The organism is Gammaproteobacteria bacterium (assembly GCA_016199745.1).
In the GTDB taxonomy this organism is placed as follows: domain Bacteria; phylum Pseudomonadota; class Gammaproteobacteria; order Acidiferrobacterales; family Sulfurifustaceae; genus JACQFZ01.
This window is the reverse complement of record JACQFZ010000071.1, coordinates 1-21,260: the sequence shown is the minus strand read 5'-3', so window position 1 is coordinate 21,260 and position 21,260 is coordinate 1. Positions and strand designations below refer to the sequence as shown.

The window sequence follows — 21,260 nt, the reverse complement described above, 5'->3', positions numbered from 1 at the left end:
CGGCGATGACGGCAAAAGCTTCCGCGCCCGCCGACGAGCACGGCCGCGGCTTTCGTTTGTCGTTGATCATTGCCGTGCTGGCGATGCTGGCGCCGTTCTCGATCGACACTTATTTGCCGTCGTTCCCCGACATCGCCCGCGAGCTCAACGCGGCCGATTGGCAATTACAGCAGACGCTGAGTTTGTACCTGCTCGCGTTTGCCGCTATGACGCTGGTCTATGGACCGCTGTCCGACGCGTTCGGCCGACGCCGCGTGGTGTTGACGGCACTCGTGTTCTACACCATCAGCTCCATCGGCTGCGTGTTCGCGACCGATATTCATGGGTTGCTGTTGGCGCGCATCGGTCAGGGGTTGGCGGCGAGCGGACCGATCGTCATCGGCCGCGCCATCGTGCGCGATGCGTTTTCCGGCGCGCGCGCGCAAAAGGTGATGTCGCAGATCATGTTGCTGTTTGGTGCGGCGCCGGCAATCGCGCCGATCCTTGGTGGTTATTTGCACGATGCGTTCGGCTGGCGTTCGGTGTTCTGGTTTCTCACAGTACTCGGGTTAGGGCTGTGCGTGTGGACTGCATCGATGTTGCCAGAAACGCTGAAGCGCGGCGGCCGGCAAACGGCGCATCCGCGTGCTATTGCCATCGCCTATTGGCACGCACTCAAGAACAAGGGCTTCATGTTGCTCGTAATGAGCACGGCGGTTAATTTCGGCGGATTGTTTTTGTATGTCGCCGCTTCGCCGGCGGTGCTCTATCAGCACCTCGGTTTCGGTGCCGATCAGTTCGGCTATTTATTCGTCCCGCTGGTAAGCGGTTTGATGTTCGGTGCATTCATTTCTGGTCGGTTGGCCGGGCGCTATACACACGAGCAAGCAGTGAATATCGGTTTCGGCATCATGTTGTCCGCCGCCGTGATTAATCTAGCCGCGTCGCTGTGGTTGTCACCGCAGATCTGGACCGTCGCCGGACCGATGATGATTTATTCCGCCGGCCTATCGATCTCTATGCCGAACTTGAGCCTGCTCGCGCTCGATTGTCTGCCGGACCGACGCGGATTGGCGGCAGCGGTGCAAAGCTTCGTGCAAATGGTGACGATGGCGATCGTTGCCGGTGTTTTAGTACCGCCGTTATCGATGCATTTAGGGTCGCTCGCCGCCGGGACATTGGTGTTGGCGGCGCTGTCGCTGTGGTTTTGGTCGAGTTACCGGCGGCGCACGCCAACGCCGGTAGCGCACGGCGCACCGCCGGCTTGACCGTTTTTCGCGATCCACGACAGAATCCGATCAACCCGTACACAACTGATAAAGCCGCTATGGACATGCCCGCTGCCTTACGCACCGTCACCGAACGCCGCCATCTGTCGTCGGCCGATATGCGTGCCGTTATGCGCACGATCATGACCGGGCAGGCGACGCCGGCGCAGATCGGCGGCTTTTTGATCGGTTTGTGTATGAAAGGCGAGACGGTCGACGAGATTGCCGCTGCTGTCGAAGTGATGCGTGAGTTGTGCACGCGCGTGCATGTCAGCGGCCCGCATTTGGTCGACACCTGCGGCACCGGCGGTGACGGCGCCCATACTTTTAATATCTCCACCGCGTCGGCATTTGTCGTCGCCGCTGCCGGCGCCAAGGTGGCGAAACACGGCAATCGCTCGGCGTCGAGCAAGTGCGGTAGTGCCGATGTGCTCGAAGCGGCCGGCGTGAAGATTATGCTGGCGCCGGAGCAAGTCGCGCAATGCGTGAACGAAGTCGGTGTCGGCTTCATGTTTGCGCTGAGCCATCACGCGGCGATGAAGCACGCCATCGGTCCGCGTCGCGAAATGGGGGTGCGCACGATCTTCAATCTACTCGGGCCGTTGACCAATCCGGCGGGCGCGCCGAATCAATTGATCGGTGTGTTTGCACAGGCTTGGGTCGAGCCGCTAGCGCATGTGTTGAAGCAGCTGGGCAGCGAACACGTACTCGTGGTTCATGCCGCCGATGGCTTGGATGAAATTTCCATCGGTGCGCCGACGCACGTTGCCGAGCTGCGTAACGGCCTCGTTCATGAGTACACCGTGACGCCTGAACAATTTGGCTTTAAGCGCGCGGATATCAAAACGCTGACGGTAACCAACGCTGTCGAAAGTTTGGCGCTGATCGAGTCGGTCTTTGCAAATAAAGCAGGCCCAGCACGCGATATCGTCGCGCTCAACGCCGGTGCCGCCATTTATGCAGCCGGTTTGGCGGCAACGCTCGACGCTGGTGTAAAGACCGCGCTCGCGATTATCGCCAGCGGTGCCGCGCGCGCTAAGTTGCAGGCGCTGACGCGCTTGTCGCAGCAGTTGTTGCCGGCATGAGTGCGACCCCGGACATCTTGCGCCGCATCCTCGCGCGCAAGCACGAAGAGATCGCCGAGCGCGCGCAGCGAATATCGCTGGCACAACTGCAAGCGCGCGCCGGCGCAATGCCGGCGCCGCGCAATTTCGTCGGCTCGATTCGCGACCGTATCGCCGCCGGCCAAGCGGCGGTCATTTCTGAGATAAAAAAAGCATCGCCCAGCAAAGGTATTTTGCGCGCCGATTTTCGCCCGGCTGACATCGCTCGCAGTTACGAGCGTCATGGTGCCGCTTGTTTGTCGGTGCTAACCGACGTCGATTTTTTTCAGGGCGCCGATGAGCACTTGCAACAGGCACGAGCGGCCTGTCAGTTGCCGGTATTGCGCAAGGATTTCACGATCGATGCTTATCAGGTGTACGAGGCGCGCGCGTTGGGCGCCGATTGCATCCTGCTGATCGTCGCCGCGCTCAACGACGTCGAATTGCGCGAGCTGTCGATGTTGGCGCAAACGCTCGGCCTGGGGGTGTTGGTGGAAGTGCACGATGCCGACGAGCTGCAACGGGCGTTGGCGCTGCCGACGCCGTTGATCGGCATCAACAACCGCAACTTGCGCACGTTCGAGACACTGCTCGATACGACGCTGCGGTTGTTACCGATGGTCCCGAAGGATCGTGTGGTGGTTACCGAGAGCGGTATCTTGGTCCCGCAGGACGTCGCTCTCATGCGTGGCAACAACGTGCACGCGTTCTTGGTTGGCGAGGCTTTCATGCGTGCCGACGATCCCGGCGCTCGTTTGGCTGAGCTGTTCCGGCACACCGGTTTCATCGCGTAGCACCGTCGGTTGGCGGGCGCCGATGGCCAAGGCGCGCCGATAGCAGTCGATGGCTTCGCGCGGCTTACCCTGTTGTTGAAAGATCTTTCCCAAATCGCGGTGTGCCTCGGCGTGGTCCGGCTTTAGATCGATCGCCCGTTGCAAGTGGGTGATCGCGTCATCCAGTCGGTCCTGTTGCTGACGTAGCAGGCCGAGACCGTAATGGGCGGCGGCGTATTCCGGATCCAGTGCCAACGCCTGACGCAATGCCCCAAGCGCATCTTCCAAGCGGTCCATCTCATAAAGCGCTTGTCCCATACCGCTGTACGCATCCACCAGATGCGGCTGCAGTTCGATCGCGCGTCGATAGCTCGTCAACGCCGAATGGCGTTGGCCGCAACAGCGCAACGAATGTCCGGCGTTGCAATACGCTTCCGCGAAATTCGGGTCCATGGCCAATGCTCGGCGAAACGCGCGAACCGCCTCGTCGTAGTAATGCCGGGCGTGGAACGCGAGCCCGAGGCTGTTGTAGTACAGCGCCGTGCAGCTACTCGATTTGATCGCGCGGCTGATGAGCTGGATAGCGGTGTCGTAGTGACCGGATTGGTAGGCGATGATACCGAGCAAATGCTGGGCGTCGCCGTTCTTCGCATCGTATGCCAGTACTTCCCGACAGAGTTGTTCGGCGCGCTCTAGCTTGCCGGAAGAATGGTGCTGAAGGGCGGCGTCTAGCATCTCTTCGATCAACATCGGACGTTCGGAAATTAGTTATGTATTGACGTGTATTGTGCGCGCCGCAGGCAGCGGCCGGCAAGCCGTATATACTGAGCAAAATTCGCGGGAGCCAACATGAAGGCGAGTATTCGATGGGGCGGCGGTGTCAGTTTTATCGGCCGCGCGGATAGTGGTCATGATGTTGTAATGGACGGGTCGCCGGAGGTGGGCGGGCAGAATAAAGGCTCGCGGCCGATGGAAGTGGTATTGATGGGGATGGGTGGCTGTACCGCATTCGACGTGGTCCATATTTTGCGCAAGCAGCGCCAAGACGTTGTCGATTGCGTCGCCGACATCGACGCCGAGCGCGCCGAGGCTGACCCTAAGGTTTTTACCCGCATTCACGTGAAATTCCGCATTACCGGCCGCAAGCTGGACGCGCGCAAGGTCGCGCATGCCATTGAACTATCGGCGACCAAGTATTGCTCGGCGTCGATCATGATCGGCAAGACTGCCGCCATCACCCACGATTTCGAAATCATCGAGGCACCGTGACTACGCCGGCCGACGTCGGTTTGCAGTTCGACGCGCTCGTTCGGACCTATTTCCGGACTTGGTTCCGGTTTCATCCGGAGGCGGCGGTCGAGGTCGGTGTGCCCGGTTATGCTCATTTGCTGACGCCGTGCTCGGAACAGGATAAAGGCGCGTTGATTTGCCTCAATGACGAGCTGCGCGTCGAGCTCGAGGAGTTGAACGCGGTCGCGCTCGATCCGGATCGTTTTCTGGATTACCGGATTCTGCGCGGTGCAGTTCAGCTCGAAAATCAATATTTGCTCGACGTCGAATCACGCCGACCGGATCCGCGACGCTGGTTGCCGGTCGATGCGATCTATCAGCTCACCATCCGGCCGGTCGAAAATTTCGAAGCAGCGCTGCTCGCCCGCTTGGCAGCTATCCCGGAGCATTTGGGTGCCGCGCAAGTGAATTTAGAAGCCAGGGCGCCGTCGATTCCACCGCTATGGGTGAGCTCGGCAGTGTTGGCGGCGCGACACGGTGCCGATTTTCTTCGCGCGTTGGAACGGCATCCGAAAGTCGCCGCACTCGCTAACCGGCAGTCGTTGGCGGCCGATCTCGGCAAAGCGGCCGAAGCGCTGGTGTACTTCGCCGATTTCCTCGAGCGCATGGTGGCGCCGATTGCGCACGGCGATTTCGCTTGTGGTAGCGAATATTTTGAAGGTTTATTGCGCCGTCGGCATTTTTTAGACGTCGGCGTCGATCAATTGCATGCCTTCGGCGAACGTCTGTTCGAGAGCACGCGCCAGCAACTCGAGGCGGTTTGTCGCGAGCGCTTTGGTCATACCGACTTCGTACGCGCTGTGCGCGAGATCCAAACGAGCCATCCGTCAGCGGAAAACTTACTCTCGGTTTATACCGAGCGTATGCGCTCGGCACGTGCGTTTGTCGAGGCGCGGGGCTTGGTGACGTTGCCGGCGACCGAGGAGTTGAAGGTTGTCGAGACGCCGATCTTTTTGCGTCATGAAATTCCGTTTGCCGCTTACTGCGAGCCGTCGCCGAACGATCCAGCACAAATCGGTCATTACTACGTCACGCCACCGACGGATGCCGAGCAACTCGCCGAGCATGACGATGTTGGGTTGATGCACACCTGCGTACACGAAGCCTATCCCGGCCATCATTTGCAGTTCGCGACGGCGAACGCGAATCCAGCGGCGCGTACCTTGTCGCGATTGTTGCACCCATCGGCGACGTTCTACGAAGGCTGGGCGCTGTATGTCGAGCAGCTCATGCACGAGCAAGGATTTCTCGATCGCCCGGAGAGTCGTTTGTTATTGCTACGTGACCGGTTGTGGCGTGCGTTGCGCGTGTTGCTCGATATCGAGTTGCACACACGTGGCTTGAGTCTCGACGCTGCCGCCGATCGCATGGTGGCGGCGCTCGGCTTTCCGCGCTCGCAGGCATTGGCCGATCTTGCTTGGTATACGCGCTCACCGACCGTCCCGCTCGGTTATGCCACCGGCTGGGCGTTGATCAATGCGTTGCGCGACCACATTCATACCGCCGAGCCGCAGACATCGCTACGTTCATTCCACGATCGCCTGCTTTCGGTGGGGTCGGTGGCGGCGCCTATGGTCATCCGCCAGGTGTTCGGCGAACCGGCATGGAACGAAGTGCGGCGGAAGGTATTCGGCTAGATTCGGTACGCAGTGGTCGTCATGACCTTTGCGGTCAGACGCATCAGTTTTTTGACGACTGTCGGTAATTCAGCGGCGCCGGCGTCAACCGCGACTGTGGCGTGACGGCTTTCATCGGCGCGCATCTGTTCGATGATGGCGCGGCTCTTGTTATCCGTGGCCGGGAGCCGATCGAGATGACCTTCCAAGTGTTGCACGACTTGCCGCTCGGTTTCCGCCAGGAATCCTAAGCTCCAGCGATCGCCGGCAAGACCGGCGATCGCGCCGATCGTTAACGAGCCGGTGTACCACAGTGGATTGAGATAGCTCGTGTGACCGCCGAGCTCGTTAATACGCATCTCGGTCCAGGCGAGATGGTCGTTTTCTTCCGCCGCCGATTGTTCCATCTTCCCGCGTATTTCTGCACGCCGCGCCGTTAAGGCTTGTCCTTGATAGAGCGCTTGCGCGCAAATTTCACCGCTATGGTTGACGCGCATTAAGCGCCCGGTCAGCTCGCGCTCGCTGGTATCGAGATTATTTTCGGCGAGTGCCGCCGCTGGATTGGCACGCGTTGCGTGCGGTGCTGGACCGAATAATAGGCGGAGGGCTTGATCGAGATTGCCGACGACTTGGTCGACGGCCGAGACGGTGCGGATATTTTTCATGTCAACGAAGATTGCTCGCGTTCAGGATTCATCGCAACTGCCGTCCTGCCCTATACTCGCCGTTCTTCGTTATGCGTGGATCAATCATGTCTTCTTACTATCGCTGCCATGTCTTCTTTTGCACTAACAAGCGCGACGACGGAAGCGCTTGTTGTGCCAACGGCAACGCCCAGGCGTTGCGCGATTATGCCAAGGCCAAAGTGAAGTCTCTGGGATTAGCCGGCAAGGGTAAGGTTCGGATCAATAATGCCGGCTGCCTTGATCGCTGTTCGGAAGGGCCGGCAATGGTCGTATATCCGGAAGGGGTTTGGTACACCTATGTCGACGAGAGCGATATCGACGAAATCGTTGACCAGCATTTGCTCCATGGCCGTGTGGTCGACCGGCTAAAAATCTGATATTTTTCCTTTGAAACAGTTACTTGCATATTTTATTTCCGTTCGTCAGCCGGCGCTATTATGGACGTGAAAGCGCAATCTTCTTTGCTATTCTCAAGACAGGTTTCTGTTGTTTGGCAAGATTGCAGCGACGTTCTTGTAACGGCTCCTCCATCCTCCTAGTGGTGGTTCGGGCGTGGTCCCAAGGGCCACGCCTATTTTTTTACTTATCCGCCCCTTGAAGCGACCAAATCCATTCTGTACTATGCGCGACCTTCTTTGGGGTATTGTTCTCGCATGAAAACCTTTTGGGCCAAGCCGAGCAACATTCGGCGCCAGTGGTATGTTATTGATGCCGCTGACAAAGTCTTGGGTCGCGTAGCGACCGAGGTAGCGCGCCGTCTCCGTGGCAAACATAAGCCGGAGTTCACGCCGAATATCGACACCGGCGATTACATCATCGTGATCAATGCGGAAAAGATCCGCTTGACCGGTGACAAGGGTGGCGACAAGTTTTACTACCGTTACTCCGGTTATCAGAGCGGTTTGAAGCGCATTAACTTCACCGACCTGCAGGCAAGACAGCCCGAGCGCGTGATCGAACACGCCGTGAAAGGTATGCTGCCGAAGAATCCCCTTGGGCGCGCGATGTTCCGCAAGCTTAAGGTTTACGCCGGCGCCGAGCATGGTCATGCGGCGCAGGGTCCGAAGCCGATCGAACTTTAAAGAACTAAGTCACTTCCTCCATGGCTCAAACGCAGACCTATTACGGAACCGGACGTCGCAAATCTTCCACCGCGCGCGTCCACTTGGCCGCCGGCAAAGGCGCCATCACTGTCAACAATCGCCCGCTCGACCAATACTTCGGTCGCGAGACCGCGCGCATGATCGTGCGTCAGCCGTTCGCGGCAGTCGACATGATGGAGCGGTTCGACGTGAACGTGAACGTTAGCGGCGGTGGCCCAAGCGGCCAAGCCGGCGCGATTCGCCACGGTATTACCCGTGCACTGATGAAGTTTGACGAGGAATTGCGCCGCACGTTGCGCAAGGCCGGTTTTGTTACCCGCGATTCACGCGCTGTTGAGCGTAAGAAGCCGGGTCTGCACAAAGCCCGTAAGCGTCCACAGTACTCGAAGCGTTAAACGCGAATCGAGTGGTACGAATGCAAAGAGCCGCGATGCGGCTCTTTGTTTTTGGTCTTTCGTGTCTTTGCAGATAAAATCGTTTTCATCCTTCTTGGGGGATCGTCTAACGGTAGGACGGAGGACTCTGACTCCTTCAATCTAGGTTCGAATCCTAGTCCCCCAGCCAAATAAAAAAGGCCAGCGATGCTGGCCTTTTTTATTTGCGCTATTAATGGGGACTAGGATGAGAACCCTTGGGTTCGACGAGGATCGCCGGGAGCGATCCCGAACGACGGCGCAACGCGCCGTCGGCCCGAAGGGCGAGGCGCAGGACGCGCCGAGTAATCCTAGTCCCCCAGCCAAATAAAGAGGCCAGCGTTAGCTGGCCTTTTTATTTGGTGTACGTAGTCAGCAGGTATCGTTACATCATTCCCAACGCTCTAGGCAGCCACAGGGATAGGGTCGGGAAGTACGTGACGATAACCAGAAACACAAGCATCGTCGTCAGCCAGGGCAGCACCGCCATCGTCAGCTCGGTGATACTGAGCTTGGAGATACCGCTGGCGACGTAGAGGTTGAGCCCGACCGGTGGATGACACAGGCCGACTTCCATGTTGGCGTCGATCAAGATGCCGAAGTGTACCGGATCGATGCCGAGGCGCATGGCAGCGGGAAATAGGATCGGCGCGAAGATGAGAATGATCGACGACGGCTCCATGACGTTGCCGGCGAGTAGCAATACTAGATTCGTGAACAACAAGAACATCGTCTGACCAAGGTCTTTGCTCAAGATCCAATCAGCCATCGCCTGCGGAATGTGCTCGTGCGACATCAGGAACGAAAACAGCGCGGCGTTGGTGATGATGTACAGCAGCATGGCGCTCAAATTCGCCGAATTCATCAGCACCTTCGGTATGTTCTTGAGCGGCATGTCCTTGTACACGAACACCGAGATCACGAATGCATACACCGCGCTCATTGCCGCCGCTTCGGTGGCGGTGAAGATACCGCTGTAGATTCCACCGATGATGATCACGACCAGCATCAGGCCCCAAACACTTTCGCGAAACGCTTTCCAGCGCTGGCGCCAGCTTGCTTTGGGCAGGCGCGGGTAGTTATTTCTTTTTGCCAGATACCACGTCACGCCGCACAGCATGATGGTCAGCAGTATTCCGGGAAACAACCCGGCGACAAACAACGCGCCGATCGATGTGTTGGTCGAGATGGCGTAGATCACTTTCGGGATCGACGGCAGCATGAGGATGCCGAGTGAACCGGCGGTGATGATCACGCCGGCGCCAAAGTGCCTTGGGTAACCCTGCTTCACCATTGCCGGCAGGATGATCGAGCCAATCGCCACGACCGTGGCAACGCTGGAACCACACACCAGTGCGAACATCGCGCAGGCGATGATGCCGGCGAGCGCCAGGCCCCCATGCCAATGTCCCACCAGGCTGGTAGCGAACGCGACCATGCGTTTGGCGACACCGCCGTGTGTCAGGAAGGTACCGGCGAGAATAAAAAACGGGATCGCCATGATCTCGAATTTTTCGATGCCGGTGAAAAGTTTCAGCGCCACCGCTTCGACGGGCACGTGCGTCAGCAAGAATAAAAACGCCAGCACGGTCAGGCCGAGTGCAATCGAGACCGGAATGCCGGTGAGCATGAGCGCGATCAGTAACGCAAACACGATGCCGACCTTGCCCATGAAACAAAGGGCTAATAGGGCGGCGCCAATGAGCGTAAGCCAGATGGCCGAGCGCTTTTTCGTCATCGGCGGGAAGGCGAGGGTGGTAGTGGCAGCGGCTGGTGTGCTCATTTCGCATCTCCTTTCGCGACAGTCGCGGCGACTGTTAGATCGTCATCATCTAATCCTTCAACGTGGGCATGATCGTGACTCGGTAGTTCGCCGGTATGAATGAAGTGCCAGGTGACCTGCAAGAAGCGGAAACACATCAAGTACGAGCCAAGCGGCACCGCTGAGTACACCACCCAAGTCGGCCACTCGAGGTCAGGCGTGGTCGGGCCTTGCGGCAGGTCGCCGGTATCGATACCCAGCGCGTGGAACACGGCGTAGTGCATGCCGTTCTCCCAAATGAAGCGTAAGCCGAGCGTACCGATGATGCCGGTGAAGAGTGCGCCGCAGAGCAGCGCCAGCAGAACGGCTTTTTTGCGCCACTCCTCGGGCAGCCGGTTGACGAGCACATCGACACCGACGTGGATGCCGGTGCGAACGCCATACGCCGCGCCGAACTTCGCCATCCACACGAACATGTAGATGCAGAGCTCCTGTGCCCAGCTCATGTTGAGTGCGATCAACCAATCCTGAATGCCGAATGGCAGTGCGTGTCCGGCCAAGCCGCGATGGATCACGGCAATGAAGATAACGAGGGTGGCCGCTCCCATGAGGAACGTGATGATCCACTCTTCCAGATGATCAAGTAATTTCATATTGAGTATCCCCGCCGGCTGGCGGCACAGAAAGAAAAGGCCACGGCGCGCTCCCGCCGTGGCCTGGTTACGGAGTTACAGCTTGTTCGGATCGAAGCTGGTTTCCTGGTAAATCGACTGCACCAACTCTTTGCCGACACGCTCTTCCTGTTCGTGGTGGACCTTGATCAGCGCTTTTTTCCATTCGCGTTTTTCATCGGTCGTTAGGCTAATGATTTGACTCTTGCCGGACTTGCGCACGGCTTCGAGGGAATCATCGTTTTCCTGTTTGGCGGTCTCATTCGCGTAACGGGTGGCGTCTTTGATAGCGCTGTCGAGTTGTGTGCGCACGTCAGCCGGCAGACTGTCCCAGAACTTCTTGTTGGTAATGACGGCATAACCGAGATAACCGTGGTTCGATAGGGTTACGTATTTCTGTACCTCATGCATTTTCTGGGTGTACAAGTTCGACGGCGGGTTCTCGGTGCCGTCGACAACGCCGGTTTGTAGCGCTTGATAGACCTCGGAGAACGCCATCACTTGCGGAATCGCGCCGAGCGCACGCATTTGCGCGTCCAATACCTTCGACGATTGAATACGTAACTTCAGACCTTTGCAGTCTTCCGGCTTCTTGAGCGGTTTATTGGCGCTCATCACCTTAAAGCCGTTGTCCCAGTAAGCCAGACCAAGGATGCCTTTGGGCTGGAGCTTCTTCAGCAAGTCCTGACCGATCGAACCGTTGGTGATTTTGTGGAGATGGTCGTAGTCGTCGAACAGGTAGGGCAGGTCGAATACTTCGAACTCTTTCACACCGAGGGGTCCGAACTTTGCGAGGGATGGTGCCAGCATCTGTACGGCGCCGAGCTGTAGCGCTTCGAGCTCTTCCTTGTCTTTGTACAGCGAGCTGTTCGGATAGATTTCGACCTTCACCTTACCGTTGGTGCGTTGCTCGGCCAGTTCCTTGAACTTCAGTGCTGCCTTGCCTTTCGGTGTGTCGTTGGCGACGACGTGGCTGAACTTGATGACAATCGGTTCATCGGCAATAGCGACGCCGGAAAATGCAGCAGTGGTGATCAACGCCGCGCAAGCGGTTAGTAAACGTCTTCTGGTATTCATATTTTTTCTCCTAGTTTTTGCGATAAAAAAATACTTAGCTCAAAATTTAAATTTGTAAGTCTGGCCCCTTGCCTTTTTTGTAGATTGCTTCGATTAGCTCCTTTAACTAAAACGCGATTCCATTTCCTTATGCACCGGCAGCAGCGCCTTACGCCAAGCGTCGCGCTCGGCTGCCGTTAGCTCATGAACTTGGGTTGTATTTAGAAGCGCACGCTCATCTGAGCGCTTTGTGGTTTCTTCTTCAGTGGAAAAATTGCGGCAATCCGACCAATTTTTGTTAGCGATCACGGCAGAACCGAGATAGCCACGATTTCGTACGGTTACATGTCTTTGCACTTCGTACATCTGCTGCGAGTGTAGGTTTTATCGTCGGTTGCTCTCAATCTTGCCGGTAACTGTCCGTGAGCGTTCGAGACAGCGCCATTGTGGAGTCCCACATTGCGGGCGACCGCAGACGCGCGCTAGGGTGGCACCATGAACGACAAGGTCTTCATGCGTCGGGCAATCGCCGTAGACGGAAATTTGCCACCGCGTGCCCCGCGCTGGGCATGGGTATTGCCGCGACTCGCCGCGATTCTGGTGCCAATCGTTATCGGCGCACTATTGTGGTTGCTGCATCACAACGACCTCGACGACCAGCGCACAACGATGATTAGCGATGTGCTCTGGCTCGAGCAGAATCTGCGATTCCAAATGGAGCGCAACCTTGAGCAGTTACGCCTGCTCAATATCGACACCGTCGAGACCCGCGCGACGCCGACTTACGATGCGCGCGCCCAAGCCTTGATCCAAAACGGCAGCGGGCTGGTGCAAATCGTTCGGCTCGATCGTATCGGCAGGTTGCGGTCCGTTACCCCGGCGGCGGCGCCGGATCAACGGCAGCGGCTACGCTCGCTCGCCGTCTTTACCGAGGCATCGCGCCGCGCCGTTCAGCTCGACAAGCCGATCTATAGCAAGCCGTTTAATCTCGACGTCGACGATCCTTGCTTCGCAATTTTTGTCCCGCATTACAACGATCGGCCGGCCGATGTCATCGTCGGCGTCTATTCAGTACACGCGCTGTTGTATCAGATGGTGCCGTGGTGGTTCACCGAGAAGTACCGCGTATCGGTGATGGATGCCAATGGCGCGACCTTATCTTCCAAATCACGGGTGCAGACGAGCGACTCGGACTTGTCGTACCAAGTGGCGTTCGATCCACCGGGTCAGGGCTACACGTTGGCGGTGGTGGCGTACCACCATGGCACTCGCCTGTTGCCAGCATTGCTGATGATGACGATCGTGCTGCTGACGGTGGCGATCTTGGTCAGCCTGTGGGCTGTAAAGCGGCACGTGCAACGACGCCATGTCGCCGAGAAGGCGCTGCGCGAGGAGTACGCCTTTCGCAAGGCCATGGAGGATTCGTTGCTCACCGGTTTGCGAGCGCGCGATCTCGATGGGTACATCGTCTACGTCAATCCGGCGTTCTGTCAGATGGTCGGTTGGTCGGCTGACGAACTCATTGGCCGTGAGCCACCGATGCCGTACTGGGCGCCGGAAGAAATGGCGCAGACGTTGACGGTATACGAACAAATCATGGCCGGTACGGCACCGCATGAGGCGGTCGAGCTGCGCTTTCAACGTAAGAACGGTGAACGCTTCGACGCGCTGATCTACGAAGCACCGCTGATCGATGCCAACGGTGTGCATCACGGTTGGATGGCGTCGATGCTCGACATCACCGAACGCAAGCGTGCGGAAGAGCGTTACCGACAACAGCAAGACAAGCTGCAGTTCACCGCACGTTTGGTCACCATGGGCGAAATGGCGTCGACGCTCGCGCACGAGTTGAACCAGCCGCTGTCGGCGATCTCCAGTTACGCCACCGGTTGTCTCAATTTGCTCGACGATAGCAACGGTGCCGCGGCCGCCGAAAGCGACGTTGTACACACCCTGCGTAAGGTGGTGGCGCAGGCACAACGTGCCGGCCAAGTGATTCGTCGGGTACACGAATTCGTGCGCCGGCGCGAACCGATGCAAGAGCCCTGTGCGATCAACACGGTGGTGGAAGATGCCACCGGTTTGATAGAGGTCGCGGCGCGTTGGCGCGGCGTGCGGCTGCAGCTTGATTTGGCACCGAATCTGCCACCGGTGCAGGTCGACAAGGTGATGATCGAGCAGCTGTTATTGAATCTAATTCGCAACGGGATGGATGCCATGGCGCAGACGGTCGCTGACCAGCGCCTGCTGGTCGTGGCGACGGTATCGCACGAACGCGGCGTCTGTGTGAGTGTGAGTGACCGCGGTCCCGGCATCGCGCCGGCAGTGGCGGCACAATTATACGAACCGTTCTTTTCTACCAAGCAAGAGGGGATGGGCATGGGGCTGAACATCTGTCGGTCGATCGCTGAATTGCATCATGGACGGCTTTGGTTCGAGGAACGGGCTAACGGTAATGGCACTACCTTCAGCCTGTGGCTGCCGGTCGAATGAGCACCGCTTATATCGTCGACGACGACGCTGCCATCCGCGATGCGTTGTTATGGTTGTTCAAGTCGCGCGCGGTACCGGCACTGGCATGGCAGTCGGCCGAGGAGTTTATAGAGGACTATTCCGCGCGCATGGCCGGTTGTCTGTTGCTCGATATCCGCATGGACGGTATGACCGGTCTCGAGCTATTCGAGCAGTTGCAAGCGCGTGATTGTCGCTTGCCGGTGATCTTCCTGACCGGCCATGGCGATGTCGGGATGGCAGTTTCAGCGTTGAAGCGCGGTGCCCACGACTTCATCGAGAAACCCTTCAACGACAACGAACTGGTCAACCGCGTGCTCATCGCGCTCGAGCTTGACGCGCGCAATTGCCGCGAACGCGCTGACCTAGCGTCGGTCGAGGCGCGGTTGCAGCAACTGACGGAACGTGAGCGCGCGGTGATGGATCGTATCCTCGCCGGCAAACTGAACAAGGTCATTGCCGACGAGCTCGGCATTGCCATGCGTACGGTCGAGGTTCATCGCGCACGTCTGTTCGAGAAGATGGGCGTAAAATCAGCGGTCGAGTTGGCGCAGCGACTGGCGCGGCGGTCCTAAATTTTCGATGGCGGCGGTTGTTGTAACGAAACAGAGCTGCACAACGCTATGAATAAAAGGCTATCTCTCAGGGCTCATTCTTAAGCTTTTCAAGCCCCGTTTTTTTTATGCCTGTTTTTGTTACAGTCGAAGAATGATCAAAGTCGGAATTATTGGTGGAACAGGTTATACCGGCGTCGAGCTGCTGCGTTTGCTGGCGGTGCACCCGCACGTCAAGCTCGCCGTCATCACTTCACGTGGCGAGGCTGGTAAGAAGGTCGCCGATCTCTTCGGCAGCTTGCGCGGCTACGTCGATCTTGCGTTCAGCGAGCCCGATCCCAAGCAGCTGAGCACGTGTGACGTCGTCTTCTCGGCGACGCCGAACGGTATTGCCATGACGCAGGCGCGCGAGTTGCTCGCTGCTGGTACCCGGCTGATCGATCTGGCCGCCGATTTTCGGCTGCGCGATTCGAAGCTGTGGGAGCAATGGTACAAGATGCCGCACGCGTGTCCCGAGCTGCTTGCCGAAGCGGTCTATGGCTTACCCGAGGTCAATCGCGAACAGATCCGCAAAGCACGCTTGGTAGCGAATCCCGGCTGCTATCCGACCGCCGTCCAGCTGGGGTTCTTACCGCTGTTGGAAAGTGGCTGTGTCGATGCGGCGTATCTCATCGCTGATGCTAAATCTGGCGTCAGCGGCGCCGGTCGCAAGGCGGAGACGCACACGCTTTTTGCCGAGGCTGCCGATTCCATGAAGGCTTATGGCGTGGCCGGCCACCGCCACCTGCCGGAAATTCGCCAAGGCCTGGACGCCGTCCGTGGCAAGCCGGTCGGTTTGACCTTCGTGCCGCATCTCACACCGATGATCCGCGGCATTCACGCGACGCTGTATGCACGCCTGACGAATCCCCAGATCGATCTGCAGGCGCTGTACCAACAGCGTTACGCCAACGAGCCGTTCGTTGATGTTATGCCCGCCGGCAGCCATCCGGAGACGCGTTCGGTACGTGGCGCCAATATCTGCCGACTCGCAGTTCATCGGCCGCAAGGTAGCGATACCATCGTCGTGTTGTCGGTCATCGATAATCTGACTAAAGGCGCCGCCGGTCAGGCGATTCAAAATATGAACATCATGTTCGGCCTGGACGAAACCTCCGGTCTTGGCCTTCCTCCGCTCTTACCCTAAGCTTGCCCGGCGGGCGGCCGTACGGCCGCTATAATTCACGATAGTTCTACCGCATCAACGCCCGCCGGGAGGCTTTAGGGTTCATGTTCAAACGTCAGGCAACGGGGGAGCTCGTGGTCAAGCCGCGACTCTTGCCGCGTACCAAGCTATTGCTCATCGTCGGTGGCGTAACAGTGCTGGTGTCGGCGGCGGGCTGGTTTTACAACCACGGCCTCAGCACCGCCGGCTTCGAACGTTCTTTTGCCACGCAGGCGCAACAAAAACTCGAAGAAGAGCTGCAACGGCGAAACGCCGAGAATGACGAGCTGCGGGCGTCGTTGGCCCGCGCTGAACGCAGCCTGCAAATGGATGAAACCGCGTTCCAGGAATTGGACCGCTCGTTGAAGGCGTCGGCGCAAGAGATCGTCAAACTGCGCGAAGAGCTCAATTTTTACCGCAACATCATCTCGCCGGCCGACAAAAAAAGCGGCTTGCGCGTGCAGAGCTTGGACATTCAACCGGCCAACGGCGCCAATCAATATCGCTATAAGCTAGTGTTGATTCAGGCGCTCAAGCACGACCAAACGATTTACGGTTCGGTCAATTTCCAAATCAGCGGCGCTCTGGGTGCCGAAGACAAGGTAATAACAGTGCCGGGATCGAAAGTGAACCTGAAATATTTTCAGGACATCGAAGGACAGTTCGAGCTTCCGAAAGACTTCAAACCGCGGCAGATCAAGGTAAATGTCACACCTACCAGTGGCGCGCCCGTCGAGCAAAGCGTGCCCTGGCCGCTGGCCTAAAAATCTGACATACCAATCAAGGAGATCAGCGATGTCGATGTTGAACCCCCTCGGCAAGAGCCACAACGAAAAGCCCTGCAATACCATCGAAACGTTGGTAGGCGCGCGCACTGAGCTCAAAGGCGACCTGACGTTTTCCGGTGGTTTGCGGATCGATGGCAAGTTGAAAGGCAATGTGACTGCCAAAGGCGACGGCAATAGCACGCTGATATTGAGCGAGAACGCCTTAATTATCGGCAATGTCACTGTGCCCCATATCATCATCAATGGAACGATCAAGGGCACCGTGCGCGCGGCTGAACGCATCGAACTCCAGCCTAAAGCCGAGATCACCGGCGATGTCTACTACAAGGTCATGGAGATGGCGAGCGGGGCAGCGATTAACGGTAATTTGCTGCGCGAATCGATCGATACCAATCGGGAAAAAGCGCCTGTCGCCCGACTAAAACCTATCGGTAGCGGCGCGATGAACGAGGAAGAGGCATAGTTTGCGTTGACCCGGCGGGGCGCGAGGTCGATAATTTGTTTTATACCGTATGAGTTGAGGTGTTCCATGACCGCCGCTATGCCCGTGATGCCTGATCCGCTGACCTTTACCGACAGCGCTGCCAGTAAAGTGAAAGAGTTGATCACCGAGGAGAACAATCCCGACTTGATGCTGCGCGTTTTTGTTTCCGGCGGCGGCTGTTCCGGATTTCAGTATGGTTTCACTTTCGAAGAAACCGCCAACGACGACGACACTCGCGTCACCAAAAACGATGTAACGTTTTTAGTCGATCCGGTGAGTTTTCAGTACTTGGTAGGCGCGGAAATTGATTATCAGGAAGGTTTAGAGGGTGCGCAGTTCGTTATCAAGAACCCGAATGCGAAAACAACCTGCGGCTGCGGTTCTTCGTTTAACGCCTAAGCGAAATCGCTTGCAGTGATAAAAGAAGGAGGCATGTCGCCTCCTTTTTCTTTGGCGCTCGATAAATCGTGCAGAGATACCGGCGCGACCAAGGGATTAATGCCGCTTAGTCACTACCTTTCTCCCACTTAACGCATAGCCACGCTGCGACCGCTCACAAAATCAAGCTGAGTGAGCGCGGTAGTGGTGGTGCGTTGAAAGTCAGCACGTAGCTCCGGCGCGATCGTCTCACCCGTAGGAAACTCGAAAGTAAGAGGGTCTTGATAGTGACCATCGACGCGCAACTCGTAATGCAGATGCGGTCCAGTGGCGAGCCCAGTGCTGCCGACAGTGCCGATGATCGTGGCTTGGGTAACTTCTTGCCCAACTTTGAGATTGGTACGAAAGCGCGATAAGTGCGCATATACCGTGCTGAACGCGTTTCCATGATCGATCGTGATGGTTTTGCCATACCCCGTTTGCCATCCAAGCGCTGTAATGCGGCCTGACGCCGTGGCATGAATCGGCGTTCCTTCGGGCGCGGCATAATCGACGCCGTTATGCGCTAGCCACATTTTTAGCAGTGGGTGGTATCGCAAGCGTGAAAAAAGCGACGTGACTCGACTGAATTTGACCGGCGTGCGTAGGAACGCACGCCGTAGACTGCTGCCACTCGGAGTGTAGTAAGCGATCTTGCCATCCGGGCCGCGGAAACCGATGGCGCGGTACGTTTGTCCTCGGTTCACAAATTCGGCGGCGAGAATCTCGCCGTTAGCGATTTTTTGCCCACGCCAGTATTTTTCTTCGTGAATAACGGCGAAACGGTCACCGGCATTGACGTCGAGCGCAAAGTCGATGTCCCAGCCAAATATCTTCGCGAGCTCGAGAACCAGAGGATCGGTCGGTTCGTTGGCATCGTCACGATCGAAGAAGGATTCTTCGATGCGACCGGTTACATAAGCCAGGCGCACATCGACATGTTGGCTCTCGTTAGCGTCCAAGTTGCTGGCGGTGCGCACGAATGGCAGATTGGGGAGCGCGTCGTTGTGGCCGACCAGTTCTTGAAGTTGGCCAACCGCATCCATTCGCACCGCCAATGAATGATTTTGGAAAAGTTGATACCAATATTGCCGGCGAAGGACCGGAATATCGCTGCGCGTCGTGTCTGTCTCCGCCAGTTCTGTCGTTGTGGTCGACGTTTGATCACCGATATCGCTGAGCCCCAGTAACTGCTGAAGCGTTGGCGCAGCGAATATACCTGGCAAGGCATTAGGTTCGGGCAGCGGGATTGACGCGAGCGCGACCGACGTCGCGAACAGGCCGGCGCCGATTAAACACATTTTGCGCGGGCGCGCGTAGAGCTTACGTGAGCTAGTACTGAACCGTGATCGTTCTGCGATCGCTGAGCTCTTATTGCTTACCGCCCCCGTCCTGTTTTTTCTTAATTGTTGAAGCAACGCCATAGAGTACGAAATCCGTTCGAGTCGCCAATTTATCGGTCGCATCGAGCCTCGTCAAAAGCTACTAGTGTGGGATTTCCGCTGACACGAATGCGTTGCTATGGTGCGCATAACGCTAGCGATGATACGCTTGGCCGTGCTTCCACCGATGTTTCTGCGTTATGACCCAAATTATTTCTACTGAAAATACCCTGCGTATATTGAAACGCGGTACCGACGAACTGTTGCTCGAGAGCGAATTGCTTGAGCGGTTGGCGATGGGTAAGCCATTGCGAGTGAAGGCCGGTTTTGATCCAACAGCACCTGACCTGCACTTAGGACATACGGTGTTGTTGCAGAAGATGCGTGTATTTCAGGAACTCGGGCATCAGGTTTTTTTTCTGATTGGTGATTTCACCGGCATGATTGGCGATCCGACCGGTAAGAGCATCACTCGGCCGCCGCTCTCGCGCGAAGACGTATTGGCCAATGCACGCACGTATGAAGCGCAAATTTATAAAGTCCTTGATCCTGCTAAAACATCGGTAGTTTTCAATTCGAGCTGGATGGTCGAAATGAAGGCGGCAGATTTGGTTCAGCTTGCCGCTAAACATACGGTGGCGCGGATGCTGGAACGCGACGATTTTCAAAAACGCTACAGCTCGGGTCAACCAATCGCTATCCACGAGTTTCTATATCCGTTAATTCAGGGGTATGACTCGGTCGCGCTCCGCGCCGACATTGAGCTCGGCGGCACTGATCAGAAATTTAACTTGCTCGTCGGCCGCGAGCTGCAGAAACACTACGGCCAGCGGCCGCAGGTCGTGATGACGATGCCGCTGCTGGAAGGCCTCGATGGCGTCAACAAGATGTCGAAATCCCTCGGGAATTACATCGGCATTACCGAGCCGCCGGGGGAAATGTTCGGAAAAATCATGTCGATTTCCGACACATTAATGTGGAGATATTTTGAGTTGTTGTCTGAGAAGACGTCGGAAATGATCGACGCGATGAAGTGCAGCATCAATGAGGGCACTAACCCGCGGGACATAAAGTTTGAGCTCGCTAAGGAAATAGTTAATAGATTTCACGGAGGCAAAGGCTCATCCGCGGGAAATAACGCAATGCGCGATTTCATTGCGCGTTTTCAGCGCGACGAATTACCCGACGATATGCCGGAAGTGATCCTGCAGGCAGTCGATGGGAAGCTCGCAATGCCGCGATTACTAAAAGAAGCGGGCCTCGTACCAAGTACTTCCGAGGCAATTCGCCTTGTTCGCCAAGGGGGCGTGCGGTTGGACGGCGAGAAGTTATCTGACCCAGCACTCGAGATTCCTGCGGGTACAACCCACATTGTCCAAGTCGGCAAACGCAAATTTGCAAAAGTGTTGGTGCGTTAACTTTTATATTTTATAAAAGTGACATATTTCTCTTCTCCTTCGTAGCGAAGTTTCTTATAATCGCTTTCTCGATGTAGTTACTCCTGCTCAGTCAGGAACCCTTGTAAGTCGTTTTTTCTAAAGGCTTTGGTTGTCCGCTTTGGCAATCTTCCCCGTAGAAAAGAAATTGTAAAAAAGCATTGACCCAGCTAAGTGGCTGCGTATAATGCGCGACCTTCAAGGCCGGCAAGTAAGTGAATCAGCCGGCAGCTCTTTAAAAATTCGGATCAAGTAATTTGTGTGGGCGCTTTGTCGAGCCTTTGGTCATCCAATGAAAGGTGACTTGGTCGGTGCAAACCGGCCGGTCATTTAGCAGTTTTTTGTCTCGAAAGAGACTCCAAAGTTTTTAATTGGAGAGTTTGATCCTGGCTCAGATTGAACGCTGGCGGCATGCCTAACACATGCAAGTCGCACGCGAAAGGGGGCAACCCCGAGTAGAGTGGCGGACGGGTGCGTAATACGTAGGAATCTACCTAGTAGTGGGGGACAACCCGGCGAAAGCCGGGCTAATACCGCATACAACCTAAGGGTAAAAGCCGGGGACCGCAAGGCCTGGCGCTATTAGATGAGCCTGCGTCGGATTAGCTAGTTGGTAGGGTAAAAGCCTACCAAGGCTACGATCCGTAGCTGGTCTGAGAGGACGACCAGCCACACTGGGACTGAGACACGGCCCAGACTCCTACGGGAGGCAGCAGTGGGGAATATTGGACAATGGGGGCAACCCTGATCCAGCAATGCCGCGT

Annotated in this window: 21 protein-coding genes, 1 tRNA gene, 1 rRNA gene and 1 other RNA gene; 17 read left to right on the top strand and 7 right to left on the bottom strand. The window is 56.9% G+C overall.

Annotated features, from left to right (window positions below):
• Nucleotides 1-5: 5 nt before the first annotated feature.
• Both HY308_18970 and trpD read left to right on the top strand, forming a co-directional pair.
• Nucleotides 6-1,247 (top strand): multidrug effflux MFS transporter, encoded by a 1,242-nt coding sequence (locus HY308_18970; protein MBI3900344.1) that lies wholly within the window; start codon nt 6-8, stop codon nt 1,245-1,247.
• 59 nt (nt 1,248-1,306) lie between these two features.
• Nucleotides 1,307-2,332, top strand: a complete 1,026-nt coding sequence (gene trpD, locus HY308_18965; protein MBI3900343.1) for an anthranilate phosphoribosyltransferase — start codon at nt 1,307-1,309, stop codon at nt 2,330-2,332.
• 629 nt (nt 2,333-2,961) lie between these two features.
• Here trpD and HY308_18960 read toward each other — a convergent pair.
• Nucleotides 2,962-3,873: a tetratricopeptide repeat protein gene (locus HY308_18960; protein MBI3900342.1), complete on the bottom strand. Its 912-nt coding sequence runs from the start codon at nt 3,871-3,873 to the stop codon at nt 2,962-2,964.
• A gap of 99 nt (nt 3,874-3,972) precedes the next feature.
• On the opposite strand from HY308_18960, the gene HY308_18955 reads away from it, so the two are divergent.
• Together HY308_18955 and HY308_18950 are read left to right on the top strand one after the other, a co-directional pair.
• Nucleotides 3,973-4,392, top strand: coding sequence for an OsmC family protein (locus HY308_18955; protein ID MBI3900341.1), 420 nt, complete (start codon nt 3,973-3,975; stop codon nt 4,390-4,392).
• Nucleotides 4,389-6,050 (top strand): DUF885 domain-containing protein, encoded by a 1,662-nt coding sequence (locus HY308_18950; protein ID MBI3900340.1) that lies wholly within the window; start codon nt 4,389-4,391, stop codon nt 6,048-6,050. The genes HY308_18955 and HY308_18950 overlap by 4 nt, the downstream gene beginning before the upstream one ends.
• Here HY308_18950 and coq7 read toward each other — a convergent pair.
• Nucleotides 6,047-6,694, bottom strand: a complete 648-nt coding sequence (gene coq7, locus HY308_18945) for a 2-polyprenyl-3-methyl-6-methoxy-1,4-benzoquinone monooxygenase (GenBank protein ID MBI3900339.1) — start codon at nt 6,692-6,694, stop codon at nt 6,047-6,049. The two genes, HY308_18950 and coq7, sit on opposite strands and share 4 nt — an antisense overlap.
• 86 nt (nt 6,695-6,780) lie before the next feature.
• Between coq7 and HY308_18940 the strand changes: the two genes are divergently transcribed.
• From HY308_18940 to HY308_18920, 5 genes are all read left to right on the top strand, one after another.
• A complete protein-coding gene (locus HY308_18940) occupies nt 6,781-7,092 on the top strand; it encodes an NAD(P)H-dependent oxidoreductase subunit E (GenBank protein MBI3900338.1) in 312 nt (103 codons plus the stop codon).
• 276 nt (nt 7,093-7,368) lie between these two features.
• On the top strand, nt 7,369-7,797 hold the full coding sequence (rplM, locus tag HY308_18935; GenBank protein MBI3900337.1) for a 50S ribosomal protein L13: 429 nt from the start codon (nt 7,369-7,371) through the stop codon (nt 7,795-7,797).
• A gap of 20 nt (nt 7,798-7,817) precedes the next feature.
• Nucleotides 7,818-8,213 (top strand): 30S ribosomal protein S9, encoded by a 396-nt coding sequence (gene rpsI / locus HY308_18930; protein ID MBI3900336.1) that lies wholly within the window; start codon nt 7,818-7,820, stop codon nt 8,211-8,213.
• A gap of 95 nt (nt 8,214-8,308) precedes the next feature.
• A tRNA-Gln gene (locus HY308_18925) sits at nt 8,309-8,382 on the top strand.
• Between the two features lie 36 nt (nt 8,383-8,418).
• Nucleotides 8,419-8,557: non-coding RNA, RtT sRNA (locus HY308_18920), on the top strand.
• 59 nt (nt 8,558-8,616) lie between these two features.
• Here the strand turns inward: HY308_18920 and HY308_18915 are convergent.
• The 4 genes from HY308_18915 to HY308_18900 all read right to left on the bottom strand — a co-directional run bounded on the left by HY308_18915 (nt 8,617) and on the right by HY308_18900 (nt 12,086).
• Entirely contained in the window at nt 8,617-9,969 is a 1,353-nt protein-coding gene (locus tag HY308_18915) for a TRAP transporter large permease subunit (GenBank protein MBI3900335.1), read from the bottom strand.
• Nucleotides 9,970-10,010: 41 nt separating this feature from the next.
• Entirely contained in the window at nt 10,011-10,646 is a 636-nt protein-coding gene (locus HY308_18910) for a TRAP transporter small permease (GenBank protein ID MBI3900334.1), read from the bottom strand.
• Nucleotides 10,647-10,721: 75 nt separating this feature from the next.
• A complete protein-coding gene (locus HY308_18905) occupies nt 10,722-11,741 on the bottom strand; it encodes a TRAP transporter substrate-binding protein (GenBank protein MBI3900333.1) in 1,020 nt (339 codons plus the stop codon).
• A gap of 102 nt (nt 11,742-11,843) precedes the next feature.
• Entirely contained in the window at nt 11,844-12,086 is a 243-nt protein-coding gene (locus HY308_18900; protein ID MBI3900332.1) for a hypothetical protein, read from the bottom strand.
• A gap of 147 nt (nt 12,087-12,233) precedes the next feature.
• On the opposite strand from HY308_18900, the gene HY308_18895 reads away from it, so the two are divergent.
• The 6 genes from HY308_18895 to erpA all read left to right on the top strand — a co-directional run bounded on the left by HY308_18895 (nt 12,234) and on the right by erpA (nt 17,660).
• The gene (locus HY308_18895) at nt 12,234-14,213 is read left to right on the top strand and encodes a PAS domain S-box protein (GenBank protein MBI3900331.1); all 1,980 of its coding nucleotides are present in this window, start codon (nt 12,234-12,236) and stop codon (nt 14,211-14,213) included.
• Nucleotides 14,210-14,806, top strand: a complete 597-nt coding sequence (locus tag HY308_18890) for a response regulator transcription factor (GenBank protein ID MBI3900330.1) — start codon at nt 14,210-14,212, stop codon at nt 14,804-14,806. The genes HY308_18895 and HY308_18890 overlap by 4 nt, the downstream gene beginning before the upstream one ends.
• A gap of 133 nt (nt 14,807-14,939) precedes the next feature.
• Nucleotides 14,940-15,971 (top strand): N-acetyl-gamma-glutamyl-phosphate reductase, encoded by a 1,032-nt coding sequence (locus HY308_18885; protein ID MBI3900329.1) that lies wholly within the window; start codon nt 14,940-14,942, stop codon nt 15,969-15,971.
• An 83-nt stretch (nt 15,972-16,054) separates the two neighbouring features.
• Nucleotides 16,055-16,753 carry a hypothetical protein gene (locus HY308_18880; protein ID MBI3900328.1) on the top strand — a complete coding sequence of 233 codons (699 nt, stop codon included), beginning with the start codon at nt 16,055-16,057 and terminating at the stop codon, nt 16,751-16,753.
• Nucleotides 16,754-16,790: 37 nt separating this feature from the next.
• Nucleotides 16,791-17,240: a polymer-forming cytoskeletal protein gene (locus HY308_18875; GenBank protein ID MBI3900327.1), complete on the top strand. Its 450-nt coding sequence runs from the start codon at nt 16,791-16,793 to the stop codon at nt 17,238-17,240.
• A gap of 78 nt (nt 17,241-17,318) precedes the next feature.
• The gene (gene erpA / locus HY308_18870) at nt 17,319-17,660 is read left to right on the top strand and encodes an iron-sulfur cluster insertion protein ErpA (protein MBI3900326.1); all 342 of its coding nucleotides are present in this window, start codon (nt 17,319-17,321) and stop codon (nt 17,658-17,660) included.
• 128 nt (nt 17,661-17,788) lie between these two features.
• Here the strand turns inward: erpA and HY308_18865 are convergent, their stop codons facing one another.
• Nucleotides 17,789-18,979 (bottom strand): M23 family metallopeptidase, encoded by a 1,191-nt coding sequence (locus tag HY308_18865; GenBank protein MBI3900325.1) that lies wholly within the window; start codon nt 18,977-18,979, stop codon nt 17,789-17,791.
• A 281-nt stretch (nt 18,980-19,260) separates the two neighbouring features.
• On the opposite strand from HY308_18865, the gene HY308_18860 reads away from it, so the two are divergent.
• Both HY308_18860 and HY308_18855 read left to right on the top strand, forming a co-directional pair.
• Nucleotides 19,261-20,478, top strand: coding sequence for a tyrosine--tRNA ligase (locus HY308_18860; GenBank protein MBI3900324.1), 1,218 nt, complete (start codon nt 19,261-19,263; stop codon nt 20,476-20,478).
• 379 nt (nt 20,479-20,857) lie between these two features.
• A 16S ribosomal RNA gene (locus HY308_18855) occupies nt 20,858-21,260 on the top strand; the annotation flags it as partial.